We start from the raw sequence: 13,410 nt of genomic DNA, 5'->3' as shown, positions 1-13,410 counted from the left end.
CTGCGCCATGTCCAAACAGTTTCGGCCGTACCTTTCTCTCATCATCCCTGCGTATAAAGAGGCCCTACGTTTGCCGAAGACCTTGTCGGTTGTACACGAGTACGCCGCGAAGTGGACCTTTCCCACCGAGGTCTTGCTCGTGATCGAACCGAGTCCGGACGCGACTTTGGAAGTGGCAAAGTCGGCGCAAACACGAATTCCGGAGCTCCGGGTGATCGCAAACGAGATGCACCGGGGAAAAGGGTACGCGGTCCGCACCGGCATGCTGAAGGCCCGGGCGCCACTCGTTTTCTTCACCGACGCAGACCTGAGTACCCCGCTCTCAGACCTGGAAACTGCGCTCCGCATTTTTGAGCAAAATCCAAGGATCGACGTGGTTGTGGGGAGCCGCCGGCATCCGCAGAGCCGCATCCTGCACCGGCAAAGCCCGTTACGCGAACGGATGGGGCAGACCTTCAACCGCCTCGTTCAAGTCCTGGCCGGTCTGGACCTGGAGGACACGCAGTGCGGCTTCAAAGGCTTCCGGCAAACCGCCGCGCGTGAAATTTTCAGCCGGCAACAAACGGACGGTTTTTCGTTCGACGTCGAGGTCCTGCTGCTGGCTCGCGCGATGGGATTTTCCATCCGCGAAATGCCGGTACACTGGTCCAACTCGCCCGATTCAAAGGTTCGCGTGATCCGCGACAGCCTGGGCATGCTGGCGGAAATCGTCTCGATGCGTGGCCGGGTCTGGCGCACGATGCACGATTACCCGTTCCACCGCTGAGCAAATGCCACAAGCGGAAAAATGCCACAAATGGAGGAGAGTGGCGGGTGACGGGTGTCGGGTGTCGGGTGTCGCGTTGAGTAAATGCCGCGGAGGGGTGACGTCGACGGCTCATGCTCATGGCGTCGATTCCACACCGCCGGTGAACAGTTCTTCCTGGGCTGACGCGCGGCACTCTCCACCGGGTACAACTTCGGCTTGTGGCCTTCGATGCGCCACCCGCCACCCGCCACTCGACACTCGACACTCGACACTCGACACTCGACACCCGCTATTCGTTACCCGTTACCCGTTACCCGTTACCCGTTACCCGTTACTCTCTAATGGGGATGGCCTCGCAGACGTCCCGCCAGCCTGGAAAGTTCCATCCGTTCGGAAACTCGCGGCACTGCCCGGGCTTGACCGGTTGCAGCGTACAAACGTTGCCGTCCAGGAAAAAGCATTCGCCGTTTGGTTTATCGATCAAGGCCAAGCCGTCGCGATCGGGCCGCAGACGGGTGTAACGCTGGATAAAGGCGTCTTCGTCGATCCCAAGGTGCCGCGCGATGGCTGCGATCTCGCGATCGGTTACTCGGACGAACCCCGGCCAACGGCAACAATTGGCGCAGCGCCGGCATTGGTAATACACCTTTTCCATTCCCCGATAATCGGCCGGGCGGGGAACCTCCTCAAGGCTGCGGTTTTTGCTTTTCCCAGGTACCGGTGCAAACTTCCTGTCGTGAGCGTTTCTTCCACGATCGACCCTGCAATCATGATGGCGGACCTTCTGCAGGAATATCCGGGCGCCCAGCGAGCGCTATTCCGGGCCTACCACATTGGCGGCTGTTCCAGCTGCGGGTTCCGGCCTGATGAAACCCTGGCTGAAGTTTGCCGCCGCAACCAGGACCTGCCGGTAAACGAAGCCATTGAAACCATTCTTCAGGCGCACCAGGCCGATCTGGCCATGCAGATCCCACCGGCGGAGCTGGCGGCAAGGCTGGAAGCCGGTGAACAAATCCCCGTCGTTGACGTGCGGAGCCGGGAGGAATGGGACGCGGTTCACCTGCCGCAATCCGTTTTTCTGACCCAGGAACTCATGCAGGAGATACTGGTTTCCTGGCCTAAAGATCGTGAGTTCGTATTTTTATGCCACCACGGGGTTCGCAGCCTGGATGCTGCCGCATACTTCGCCGGCCACGGCTTCACGCGGGTGAAATCGTTGCAGGGGGGCATTGACCAATGGAGCGTTCAGATCGACCCTGAACTTCCGCGATACGATTTGGAGTGAACAACGCATACGAGTGATGAGTGTTCCCGACGCTTTTGCACAAAAGGTTGAACAGGCCATCCGGAACCCGAAGAACGTAGGGGAACTGGAAGGGGCTGACGCGGTTGGAACCGTCGGTAGGGGGGACTGCGGCGACATGCTGCGCATGTGGGTGAAGTTCAGGGAGGAAGGTGGCAAACGGGTGATCGACCGGGCGACCTTCCAGACCTTCGGGTGCGAAACCGCGATCGCGGTGGCGAGCCTGGCAACGGAGCTGATTGCCGGGAAAACGCCGGAAGAAGCCTTGGCGATGTCGGGCCAGGAACTCGCCGCGCCTTTGGGACCGTTGCCTCCCGTAAAGATTCATTGTGCCCAGCTGGTGGAAGGCGCGCTGCGTTCGGCGCTCGGCTCCGAAGCCGGTGAGGGGACCAAGGACGGCCCGGCCACGTCCGCGCCGACGCTGATTCAGCAGTTTACCAGTGGAACGCCGAAGAAAGTAGTAATCACCAAGAAATCATGATCGAAACGAACGAGATCGAACTCAGGCGCGATTGCGAAGCGATCCAAATTCCAGCCGGCTTGAAAACGACCATACCGGCGGGAACCAAAGTAGTGATCACCCAGGATCTTGGCGGCAGCTACACGATCGCCTGCGACTACGGGTTGTTCCGGATCAAGGAAGAGGATGCCGATTCTCTCGGCCTGGAGCGACGGGCGAGCCGGCAGGAGCAGCGCGCCGGTGGCGACGTGGATGAGAAGGAAGTTTGGGACCAGCTTCGGACGGTTTACGACCCCGAAATCCCGGTGAACATCGTTGACCTCGGCCTGGTTTACGATTGTCAGGTGACGAAAACGCCTGAAACCGGCACCAGCGTTGAGGTGAAAATGACCCTGACGGCGCCCGGATGCGGCATGGGGCCGGCGATCGCCCAGGATGCGCGCAGCAAGATCCTTGCGATCCCGGGTGTGGACGAAGCCGATGTTGAGCTGGTCTGGGACCCGCCGTGGAACCAGAATATGATCAGCGAAGTCGGCAGGATGAAGCTCGGGCTGATCTGAAACCGTTTGCTTTTGCAGGTTTAGCCGGTAGTTTCTGCGGCTCAACCAGGAGCAACCCATGTCACAGCATCGGAGTTTAAAAGGGGCCAGTGCGATCCAGGCGAAGCGGAACGTTTTGAAGCGCTTTGAGCGGGTCGAACTGTTGAAGAAACGCGGATTGTTCAAACCGGGTGACCGGGTCATCGGGCTGCCCAAGACCAAGCCCGACGCTTAGAAGAATTGGTGCGACGTTAGTGGAGCGCTGTCGTCCTCGTCGACGCCAGCGCTTTTGCATTTATGCGGCTCAACCGTTTTCTCGCTTTGGCCGGTGTCGCTTCACGGCGCGGCGCAGAAACGTTCATCCGGACCGGACGGGTAAGGGTAAATGGCAAGGTCGCATCGGATCTGGTGACCCAAGTTTCCCCGGCCGATCAGGTCAGGGTCGACGGGCGGACCGTGCGCGCGCAGGGGTTTGTTTACGTCCTGCTGAATAAACCCAAAGGGTACCTGACCACCCGGTCCGACGACAGGAAGCGAAAGACCATTTACAATATACTCCCGCCGGGTCTCCCGAAACTGGCGCATGTCGGCCGGCTGGATCTGGAATCCGAGGGATTACTGCTTCTGACCAATGACGGTGAGCTTGCCCTCCAGCTGACGCATCCGCGCTACAAGTTGCGAAAAGAATACCTGGTCACGCTTGACCGGGAGTTTGACATGGCCGACTTGCCGAAAGTGCGGCAGGGCGTTTACCTGGCCGAAGGCCGTGCACGCTTTGATGAACTGCATAAAATCGGTTCGGATCAGGTTCGGGTGGTTCTCACCCAGGGCATCAAACGGCAAGTCCGCCGGGTGCTGGCGTCCCTGGGCTATCGGGTCCGCAGATTGCAGCGGATCAGGATCGGCCCGCTGATGGCGCGGGGATTAAAGCCGGGCGAATTCCGAGAACTGCGTCCTGAAGAGCTTGCAGCCTTACGGGCGCCGGCGCGTTCGCGCCCGACGCCAGCCCGCGAGGAAAACAACGCGGACGACGGGGCCGAAGCCAAGGCATAGAGGCACTGCCGTTTAGTGAAGGGCCGGGGGGTGTGGCCGCTTCCTTTGTTTTCATTCGTGGCAATTATCCAACGCACGACCGACGACATCGGCGGCCTCCTCGGCGCTGACCGGCACATAAGACTTGCCGCGAAACCAGGTTTCCTGTCGCCTGGCGTACTGGCGGGTCTGCTGCTGGATGGCTCGGACGCACTCGGTCACCGAGATCCGTCCGGCCAATAAATCGCAGATCAGATAAAGGCCGATCATCCGCGAGGCGGTTGGGCCGGCTTGTCCGGCGGAAGCCACTTCATCGACCACGCCTTTCGCGAACATCTCCTCGACGCGTTTGTCAATGCGCTGCCGGAGTTCAGCCCTCGACCGGACCAGGACGAATGACGGCGGCGCGCTCTCCGGGACGATGGCAAAGGAGGAGAATGGTTTTCCGGTCTGCCGGCAGACTTCAACCGCACGCAGAACGCGACGAGGATTTTGCAGATCGATCCGGTTGAAACCGTGCGGATCGAGCGTGTGAAGCTCCTTTATCAGGTGCTCTGGGGCCATGGCCTCAAGGCGGGACCGCAGTTCCGGGTCGGGAGCAGGCAGTTCAGGCAGGCGGGAGGTTAACGCGTGCAGGTAAAAACCGGTCCCGCCAACCACCAGCGGGATTTTGCCGGCGCTATTTGCTCGCGCGATCGCCTCCCGCGCGTGCCGCCCGAACTGATGCGCATCGTAGGGCTGGGGTAACGGCACGAAGCCGACAAGATGATGGGGCACCCGTTTGCGTTGTTCCCGCGACGGCTTTGCCGACAACAAGTCGAGCCCGTCGTACACCTGAAAGGCGTCCGCACTGACGATTTCCGTGCCGTGCCCTTCGGCGATTCGTACCGCCAGGTCGGTTTTGCCCGCAGCCGTCGAACCACCCAAGATCACGTAGCGCAGACCAGAGTTGGCGACCGGGGTCGTGGACATCGTCGAGGGCAGAAAAGAAAACCCGCACCCTTTCGAGTGCGGGTTTACAGCGTTTGATCGGCGTCAGGCGGCCCGCTGCTCCATGTCCGGAGTCTTGGCGCCGCTAACCACCAGTTTGCGTCCAAGGAATTCTTTATCGTGAAGTTCTTCAACGGCCCGTCGAGCCTCCTCGATCGTGGTCATCTGGACGAATGCGAACCCTTTTGACCGCTGCGTGTACTTGTGACACACAACCTCGGCGTTACGCACCTGGCCAACGCCTTTGAAAAGTTCGAAGAGGTCGCTTTCAGTGGCATCGAAGGAAAGGTTACCAACATACAAGCGGGGAGAAGTGACTTCGACCAGTTCAGGCTTGCGGCTGATTCGCTCTTTCGGCGCCCCATTCGGACCCGGTTTTTCTACGGCCTTGGCAGGCACGACCGGGGCTGGCGGTTTCTTCCCACGGAAAAAGTCGAGGATACGTTGCAGCAGGGTGGGAGGAGTTTTCACAGGGGCTCCAGGAGCACTGCTTCCGTTGGTTGGACGTCGACGGCGACTACGGCGGTGCCGTCGTCCCGATTGTTGCATAGATTGAGATTTCATTGATTCACCATTGTGAAGTTCATCAGGTGAAGGGCATGCACTATGCACACTGAGAAAGAACAGGTTGGGCCGAACTTACCCTCAAACCCAACACCTTCACCGCAACCGCACGAGGGCTCAGCGTTTACAACGTGAGCTGAAATGCCCGGAGCCGCGATAGCCTCGACGCCTGGGATCCTCGTCCAATCAGGGAGCATGGAACCAATGACGCGACGCCCCGCTAATCAGGACTCTCCAACGCTTCGGACCCACAAACTCCCGGGTTGCCTGCGCAATATAAAGGCACAAAACGCCTCTCGCAACCTGATAGTTGCCTGTTGCGAGGTCCTTCCAGCCTTAAAATGCAGGTTTACGCCTGCCGGCCACAGCAATTCTTGAACTTTTTACCGCTGCCGCACGGGCAGGGGTCGTTGCGGCCCACCTTGTGCGGATCATGGCGGCTGGTCGGAAAGACCAGTTCAAACTCGCCATTGGCATCGCTTTCGGGCTTGTCATGGGCCGAGGCCGGCTTTTCCCGGCCGGGCACCGGGCCCGAAACGGGTCTTGCCGGCGCTGCAGCGGGCCGAGGCGAACCTGACGGAGATGGGGGACGCGGCAGGCCGGCGCCGGCCGCCGGCTCCGAAGGAGGAGGTCCGGGCGGCTGCGGCGTGTCAGCCGGCGCGATCACATTAATCGGCAAGGTGGCCAGGAAATGCTCGAACGCCATCAGGTTGGTCGTGCTCCGGAACAGATTACTCAAGACCTCGCCTTTGATGCTGGCCATCAACTGGCTGAACATGTCGTACGCTTCCGCCTTGTACTCGACCAAGGGATCCTTCTGACCGTAACTGCGCAGGTAAATACCTTCGCGCAGCCCGTCCATCGCGTAGAGGTGCTCCTGCCAGAGGCGGTCGATGGCGTTAAGAATGATGTAGCGCTCCAGCCCGACCACGGCGTCCGCTTCCTCGTGACCCACCTTTTGGAGGTAAGACTGCTTGACCTTTTCGACGAGGAATTGGGCGGTTTCGTCCGGCGTCTTCTTGTCCAGTTCCGTCGCGGCGCGAGTCAGACCGAGCGGAAACGTGGTGTTCGCCCAGTGCAGCAGGCCATCGTAATCGGGGTCGCTGCCGTCCGGATTCTCAACAAAGGATTTCACCCGGTCGGGGATCACTTCATCGACGATTTCAAAAATCAGCTTGCGCGGCTCGCTCGTTTCCAGCGTTTCGTTACGCAGGGAATAGATGACCTCGCGCTGCTTGTTCATCACGTCGTCGAAATCGAGCGTGCGTTTCCGAATCAGGTAATTGCGCTGTTCAACCCGTTTCTGGGCCGTTTCGACGCTTTTATTGAGCCAGGGGTGCTCCAGCTCCTCGCCGTCTTTCAGCCCGAAACGCTCCATCATGGACGTCATGCGTTCCGAAGCACCGAAATTGCGCATCAGGTCATCCTCGAAGCTCACGTAAAAACGCGAGGAACCGGGGTCGCCTTGACGCGCGCAGCGTCCCCGCAGCTGGCGGTCAACGCGGCGAGACTCATGACGCTCCGTGCCGAGCACATGCAACCCGCCCAGTTCGGCCACGCCGTCACCCAGTTTGATGTCGGTGCCGCGGCCCGCCATGTTGGTCGAAATCGTCACGGTACCGCGCTGGCCCGCTCGCGCCACGATTTCGGCTTCCTGCCGGTGGTATTTCGCATTCAGCACGTTGTGCGGGATTTTTTCGCGTTTAAGCATCCGGGAAAGCAGTTCGGACGCTTCGACGCTCGCGGTACCGACCAGGACGGGCTGGCCTTTCGCGTGGCAGCCTTTGATCTCGTCCAGGGCGGCGCTGTACTTTTCGCGCCGGGTCTTATAGATCCGGTCATTGTTATCCTTCCGGATTACCGGCCGATTAGTCGGGATCACCAGCACGTCGAGTTTATAAATGTCGTGAAACTCGTTCGCCTCGGTCTCGGCGGTACCGGTCATGCCTGCGAGCTTATGATACAGGCGGAAATAGTTCTGGATCGTGATGGTCGCGAGCGTCTGCGTCTCGCGGTCGATCTGCACGCCTTCCTTGGCCTCCACCGCCTGATGCAACCCGTCGCTCCAGCGGCGCCCCGGCATTTTGCGCCCGGTATGTTCGTCGACGATGACGACCTTATTTTCCTCGACGACGTAATCGACGTCCTTTTCGAACAGGCAGTACGCGCGCAGGAGTTGCGAGATGTTGTGGATCCGTTCCGCCTGGGCGTCGCAATACTGCTGGCGCTGCCGTTTGTGCTCATCCTTCTGCGCCGGGACCAGGTTGGGATCGAGGTCGATCTCGGTAAACTCGTGGATCAGGTCAGGCAGGGTGAACGCCTGGGGGTCATCCGGGTTGAGAAAGCTGCGGCCCTGCTCGGAGAGATCCGCTTCCTGGTGTTTCTCGTCGATGGTGAAGTAGAGTTCCTCTTTGAGCGCCACCAAATCTTCTTTCCTTGAATCCTGGTAAAAGGAGAGCTCGGCCTTATCGAGCGCCTTCCGGTTCTCAGGATCCTCCATGCTACGAAGCAGGCCCTTGTTGCGCGGCTGGCCAAGTTTGACCTTGAACAGCAGTCTGCCGCCGGTTTCGAAATCCTTTTTGTCGAGGGCTTCGCGCGCCTCACTGATAAGGCGGTTGCAAAGCATGGTCTGGCGTCTCACCAGCTGTTCCACGAGCGGTTTAAACCGGTCGTACTGGTGGGATGAAACCGTGGCCGGCCCGCTGATGATCAACGGGGTACGGGCTTCATCGATCAGGATGGAATCGACTTCATCGACAATTGCGTAGTAATGGCCCCGCTGCACCTGTTGGTCCTTGGTGGTGGCCATGCCGTTGTCGCGGAGGTAATCGAACCCGAACTCGCTGTTGGTCCCGTACGTGATGTCGCAGTCGTACTGCGCCTTGCGCTCGGAGGGATCCTGGTCGTGCTGGATGCATCCGACCGTGGCCCCGAGCGCCTTGAAGATTTCACCCATCCACTCGGCGTCGCGCCGGGCGAGGTAATCGTTAACCGTTATGAGGTGAACCCCGCGTCCGGTAAGCGCATTGAGGTACAGCGGGCAGGTGGCGACAAGGGTTTTACCCTCACCGGTGGCCATTTCGGCAATCTTGCCTTCGTGCAAAGCGATGCCCCCGATCAGCTGGACATCAAAATGCACCATATTCCACGTGACCGGCTGGTCGCAGACCGGCCACGTCTTGCCCCAAAGGCGCCGAGCCACGTTTTTCACGGCGGCAAACGCCTCGGGCAGGATTTCGTTGAGCCGACGGGCCAAAGCCGCCGGGTCGTCAATTTTGCCCAATTCGGCTTTCCACTGCGCCGTCTTCTCGCGAAACTGCTCGTCGGACCAGGATTCGAACTCCTTGTCCAGCTTATTGATCTTTTCTACAATCGGCCGAATGCGCCGGAGCTCGCGCTGATTCTTAGAACCGAGCACTGCCTTTAAAATCCAACTTACCATAACACCAATTTCACTTGCTCCCGGGTCGAGTTACAGGAATGGCAGCCAGGTCGGGCGGCAGGCGGTCGGGTTCAAAAGTCTCAACCTGAAGTTGAATCAAGCTCTCAAAGCGACATCCAAAATCCGGTTTCACGTTCCCGCTGCGATCCACGATGCTGCCCACGGCCACCACTCGGCCGCCGTGCGCCTTAACAATCTCGATCGTTTCTTTAACTTTTCCACCCCGCGTCACGACGTCTTCTGCGACGACGAGACGTTCCCCCGGGACGATTTGAAAACCTCGCCGCAGGGTGAGTTTCCCGTCTGCTTTCTCCGCAAAAATGTGCCGTTTACCCAGATGCCGGCCGACCTCCTGCCCGACGATGATGCCGCCGAGAGCAGGAGAAATCACGGCATCCGCTTCAACATCGGCCAGTTTGGCCGCGAGTTCACCGCAAATTCGAGCCGCCAGATCCGTGTGCTGGAGCACCAGCGCGCATTGAAAGTAGCGGCGGCTGTGCAGTCCTGAGCTCAGGACGAAGTGCCCTGAAAGCAGTGCTCCGGTGTGGGTGAAGGTATCTAACAGAGACTCCGGCACAGGTCAGGATCGTGATCGTTGAAGGGCGATGGCTTCGATTTCCACTTGCGCTCCTTTGGGCAGGGCAGCCACCTGAACGGTGGAACGCGCCGGGAAAGCTTCTTTGAAAAACGCGCCATAAACCGTGTTCATTTCGGCAAACCGGCTGAGGTCGGTCATAAAAACCGTCGTTTTAACGATATCACCCGGTTCCAAACCGTGGGCTCCGAGGACGGCGGCCAGGTTTTGCAGGACCCGCTGCGTCTGGGCGCGGATATCACCAGCCACCAGTTCGCCGGTCCGGGGATCGATCGGGACCTGCCCGGAGCAAAAAAGCAGGGAGCCCGCGGCGATAGCCTGGGAATAAGGTCCCAACGCGGCCGGAGCATCTGGGCTGGTAACGACGGTCTTCATCCAGGCGCTCAAGGGTATTCAGACCGTCCACCGTGTCAATCTCGCACCCTGCTAACCGGATTCATCGGCTTCGGGTCGCTCGTCGCCGGCGAGTTGCGCTTCGAGCCGTTCCAGCCGTTGCTGGAGGTCTTTGACGATCTTGAACATTCCCGGGAGCCGTTTAAGGTGAACCTCGCGTTCGAGAAAGGCGCGTTTGGGCTGGGCAGGCGCTCCGATCACGACGGAACGCTCGGGTACGTGGTTCGTGATGCCGGCCTGAGCATGCACCACTGCGTCGCTTCCGACGCTGAGGTGATCGGGCAGCCCGGCCTGGCCGCCCACTACCGCCCGGTCACCGACTTTCGAACTCCCACCGAGACCGACCTGCGCAACGATCAGGCAATTTTCGCCGACGGTGACGTTGTGGCCGACCTGCACGAGGTTATCGAGTTTCGTGCCTTTGCCGATGCGCGTCTCGCCCAGGGTCCCCCGGTCGATGCAGGTATTGGCGCCGATCTCGACGTCATCTTCAATCACCACGTGGCCGATCGAATTGATCCGGACGATGTCGGTGTTGAACGCTTGCACCTCGCCCGTTTCACGCACCGATTCGACGCTGCCGCGCTCCGGCGTGACAAACGCGAACCCGTCTCCGCCGATCACCGCATTCGGCTGAATGATCACCCGGTGGCCGAGGCAGCAACGGTCGCCGACCCGAACCCCGGCGTGCAGTAAGGTGTTCTGGCCGATCCGGACTTCCGCCCCAATCGAAACGTGCGCCACAAGCCGGGTGCCGTCACCCACCACGCTGCGGGGGCCGACCCAGCAATGGGGCCCGACGCACACGTCCAAACCGAGTTGGGCGGAACCGTCGATCACCGCGGAAGGGTGAACGCCAGGCTCAACGAACGCGGGCCGCTCAAAAAGTTGCATCAGCAACGCAAGAACCAGGCGGGGACGCCTCACGATGATCTGATTGGCCGTCGGCACTTGCAATTCGCCGACTTCGGCCGGGATCACGGCGTTCCGGACTTTTCCCGTGTGCAGGAAGGAGACGGCGTTGGGGGAAAGGACCAGTGCAAGGTCTTCCGCGCTTTCGACGAGGCTCGGATGCAGCACCCGTGTGACCTGTACTGAAGGATCCCCGCGCAACTCGCCATCCACAAATCGAGCAATCTCGCCCAGAGTTCTCATATGAAATGCCACAAATGCCACGAGCCGAAAAATGCCACAAATGGAAAAGAGGAGTGTCGGGTGTCGGGTGTCGGGTCACACGGCGGGCACAGCGAAAAGGCGGGCACGACGTAAGAGTTCACACGGCGAACACGGCGGACCACGGCGGACCACGGCGACCACGGCGGGAAGAGGGGGAAAGAGTTCGGAGTCCGGGGCGGCAGAGAATGCCACAAGCGGAAAAATGCCACAAATGAAGAGGCGCCGGGTCTGGTAATCTTTTTTTCTGCGTTCTCTGCGTGTTCTGCGGATGATTCTGTCTTTCCGCCGTGGTCGCCGTGGCTCGCCGTGTTCGCCGTGTGAACTCTTACGTTGTGCCCGCCACACCCGCTGCGGCCGCCGTGTGACCCTAATCTGTGTCAATTTGTGTAATCTGTGGATGGTTCCTGTTTTACGGGCCAGCGCTGTTTCGTGCCGGGAGCGATTTGTTTTTCGCGGCACATAGCGCGATAACCGCGATATGCCGGGTGCATTGATCACGTTCGAGGGTGGCGAAGGGTGCGGCAAGTCGACTCAGTCATCCCGGTTGGCGGCCCGCTTACGCGCCGCCGGCCGCGAGGCGGTTGAAGTCAGCGAACCGGGATCGACCGCCGTAGGCTGCCGGATCCGTAATTTATTGCTGCACGCCGAAGAAGGGCATGAGCTGGATGCGCGCACGGAACTGTTGCTTTTCGCGGCGAGCCGGGCCCAGTTGGTTCAGCAGGTCGTCAAACCTGCGCTGACGCGCGGCGCAATCGTCCTTTCGGACCGGTTTACGGATTCGACCGTGGTCTACCAAGGCGTGGCTCGGGGACTCGATCCGGCCTTCATTGACGCCCTGAACCGGTTCGCTGCGGACGGGCTCCGGCCGGACCTCACGTTTCTGCTTGATCTCGATCTGCCGGCATCGCAGGCGCGCCTTTTGCGAAGGGTGCGGCCGGTTGGACCCAAAGACCGCATGGAATCGCAGCCGCCGTCCTTTTTCGAAAAAGTTCGGGAAGGTTACCTCCGCCTGGCACGGGCCGAGCCGCATCGGTTCTGCGTCATTGACGGCAGCCGTAAACGGGACGAAATCGAAGAGGAAATCTGGAAACTTGTCCATGGCTTTCTCTGCCCACGAAGCGCTTGAATACCTGGTAAACGCGTACCGTCATCAGCGCCTGCCGCATTCCTTTCTGTTTTCGGGAGAGGAGGGCAGCGGCAAGCGGCAGCTGACGGCGGGATTTTTTGAGGCGATCAACCAGCAGAAGTTCGACCCTCACCATCCGGACTACCACCAGGTCGAGCCGGAATCGAAGTCGCGCCGCATCCTTGTCGACCAGATCCGGTCGCTGGAGAACGCGCTCCGGATGAAAGCGGCGCGTGTACCGTGGAAGTTTGGGCTGATCAGCGATGCCGATCGCCTCATGCCGCAGGCGGCCAACGCGTTTCTGAAAACGTTGGAAGAACCACCGGCTAATTCCGTGCTGATTCTGGCAACGGCCCTGCCCGACGCACTCCTGGAAACGATCCGGTCACGGTGTGTGCACGTATCTTTGCGGCGCCTGAAGCCGCCGGAGCTCGACCCGGAAGCCGCCGCCGTCCTTGACCGGGTGGCGCGGTATTGTGCCGGGGCCGAGCTGTCGGTAGCCGGCAGCCTGAGGCTGGCCCGCAGCTTTGAGGAGTCGCTGAACCGGTTGCGGGGGCGCATCGAAGCTGAGCATGAAGAAGATTTAAAGCGCCAGCTGGAGGTGTACCAGAAAACGACGGACGGCAGCTGGGTGGAGAATGAAGAGGCGCGCCTGTCGGTGCTGACCGAAAGCCGGTACGTCAACGCGCGCGCAAAGTTGCTCTTTCGACTCATCGAACTATTCGGTGACGCCCTGCGCGCCGTTTTCACCGGCACCGGTGCGTCGCTGCCGGAATACCAGGAGTGCACCCGGCGGATGAGTGAACGCTGGTGCGCCGGGGACCTGCTGGAGCGAATGCGCGGTTTGGAGCAATTACAGGACCATCTCGGCCGTAACGTGCAGGAAGCCCTGGCCATCGAGGCGGGATTTCTGCGTGCTTTCGGGCCCCTTCCGGCGGTGAACCCGATTAAGAGCGGCGTTTCCTGACCAACGGCTGCCTGCCCGCGGCGGACCTGCGGTCCCTGACTCCCTTTGACTCGCTTTTCGTCCCGACCCTCAGAC

15 protein-coding genes are annotated in these 13,410 nt (G+C 60.4%); 8 read left to right on the top strand and 7 right to left on the bottom strand.

The features are described from left to right. Positions 1-7: 7 nt before the first annotated feature. Positions 8-766: a glycosyltransferase family 2 protein gene (locus JO015_17920; GenBank protein MBW0000974.1), complete on the top strand. Its 759-nt coding sequence runs from the start codon at positions 8-10 to the stop codon at positions 764-766. 313 nt (positions 767-1,079) lie between these two features. On the opposite strand, the gene JO015_17915 is transcribed toward JO015_17920, so the two are convergent. Beyond that, positions 1,080-1,403, bottom strand: coding sequence for a YkgJ family cysteine cluster protein (locus JO015_17915; GenBank protein MBW0000973.1), 324 nt, complete (start codon positions 1,401-1,403; stop codon positions 1,080-1,082). Positions 1,404-1,484: 81 nt separating this feature from the next. Between JO015_17915 and JO015_17910 the strand changes: the two genes are divergently transcribed. The 5 genes from JO015_17910 to JO015_17890 all read left to right on the top strand — a co-directional run bounded on the left by JO015_17910 (position 1,485) and on the right by JO015_17890 (position 4,103). After that, entirely contained in the window at positions 1,485-2,033 is a 549-nt protein-coding gene (locus JO015_17910; GenBank protein ID MBW0000972.1) for a rhodanese-like domain-containing protein, read from the top strand. Positions 2,034-2,049: 16 nt separating this feature from the next. Beyond that, the gene (locus JO015_17905; protein MBW0000971.1) at positions 2,050-2,532 is read left to right on the top strand and encodes an iron-sulfur cluster assembly scaffold protein; all 483 of its coding nucleotides are present in this window, start codon (positions 2,050-2,052) and stop codon (positions 2,530-2,532) included. Beyond that, entirely contained in the window at positions 2,529-3,071 is a 543-nt protein-coding gene (gene sufT, locus JO015_17900; protein MBW0000970.1) for a putative Fe-S cluster assembly protein SufT, read from the top strand. Before JO015_17905 ends, sufT begins: the two co-directional genes overlap by 4 nt. 58 nt (positions 3,072-3,129) lie before the next feature. Next, positions 3,130-3,285 (top strand): small basic protein, encoded by a 156-nt coding sequence (locus JO015_17895; protein ID MBW0000969.1) that lies wholly within the window; start codon positions 3,130-3,132, stop codon positions 3,283-3,285. A 62-nt stretch (positions 3,286-3,347) separates the two neighbouring features. After that, positions 3,348-4,103 (top strand): rRNA pseudouridine synthase, encoded by a 756-nt coding sequence (locus tag JO015_17890; GenBank protein ID MBW0000968.1) that lies wholly within the window; start codon positions 3,348-3,350, stop codon positions 4,101-4,103. A gap of 51 nt (positions 4,104-4,154) precedes the next feature. Here the strand turns inward: JO015_17890 and miaA are convergent, their stop codons facing one another. The 6 genes from miaA to lpxD all read right to left on the bottom strand — a co-directional run bounded on the left by miaA (position 4,155) and on the right by lpxD (position 11,221). Continuing rightward, entirely contained in the window at positions 4,155-5,054 is a 900-nt protein-coding gene (gene miaA / locus JO015_17885; GenBank protein ID MBW0000967.1) for a tRNA (adenosine(37)-N6)-dimethylallyltransferase MiaA, read from the bottom strand. A 63-nt stretch (positions 5,055-5,117) separates the two neighbouring features. After that, positions 5,118-5,621 carry a hypothetical protein gene (locus tag JO015_17880; protein ID MBW0000966.1) on the bottom strand — a complete coding sequence of 168 codons (504 nt, stop codon included), beginning with the start codon at positions 5,619-5,621 and terminating at the stop codon, positions 5,118-5,120. Between the two features lie 364 nt (positions 5,622-5,985). After that, positions 5,986-9,078 (bottom strand): preprotein translocase subunit SecA, encoded by a 3,093-nt coding sequence (gene secA, locus JO015_17875; GenBank protein MBW0000965.1) that lies wholly within the window; start codon positions 9,076-9,078, stop codon positions 5,986-5,988. Positions 9,079-9,088: 10 nt separating this feature from the next. After that, complete coding sequence (locus JO015_17870; protein ID MBW0000964.1) at positions 9,089-9,655, bottom strand: orotate phosphoribosyltransferase; 567 nt, start codon at positions 9,653-9,655, stop codon at positions 9,089-9,091. Between the two features lie 3 nt (positions 9,656-9,658). Then, a complete protein-coding gene (locus JO015_17865) occupies positions 9,659-10,048 on the bottom strand; it encodes a RidA family protein (GenBank protein ID MBW0000963.1) in 390 nt (129 codons plus the stop codon). 51 nt (positions 10,049-10,099) lie between these two features. Beyond that, positions 10,100-11,221 (bottom strand): UDP-3-O-(3-hydroxymyristoyl)glucosamine N-acyltransferase, encoded by a 1,122-nt coding sequence (lpxD, locus tag JO015_17860; GenBank protein MBW0000962.1) that lies wholly within the window; start codon positions 11,219-11,221, stop codon positions 10,100-10,102. Between the two features lie 499 nt (positions 11,222-11,720). Between lpxD and tmk the strand changes: the two genes are divergently transcribed. After that, positions 11,721-12,368: a dTMP kinase gene (tmk, locus tag JO015_17855; GenBank protein ID MBW0000961.1), complete on the top strand. Its 648-nt coding sequence runs from the start codon at positions 11,721-11,723 to the stop codon at positions 12,366-12,368. After that, positions 12,340-13,335, top strand: a complete 996-nt coding sequence (locus JO015_17850; GenBank protein MBW0000960.1) for a DNA polymerase III subunit — start codon at positions 12,340-12,342, stop codon at positions 13,333-13,335. Before tmk ends, JO015_17850 begins: the two co-directional genes overlap by 29 nt. Positions 13,336-13,410: the final 75 nt, after the last annotated feature.

The sequence above is a fragment of the Verrucomicrobiota bacterium genome, from assembly GCA_019247695.1.
Taxonomy (GTDB): Bacteria; Verrucomicrobiota; Verrucomicrobiia; order Chthoniobacterales; family JAFAMB01; genus JAFBAP01.
Note: the sequence above shows the minus strand (reverse complement) of the source record. Positions and strands in the feature narration are given on the sequence as shown.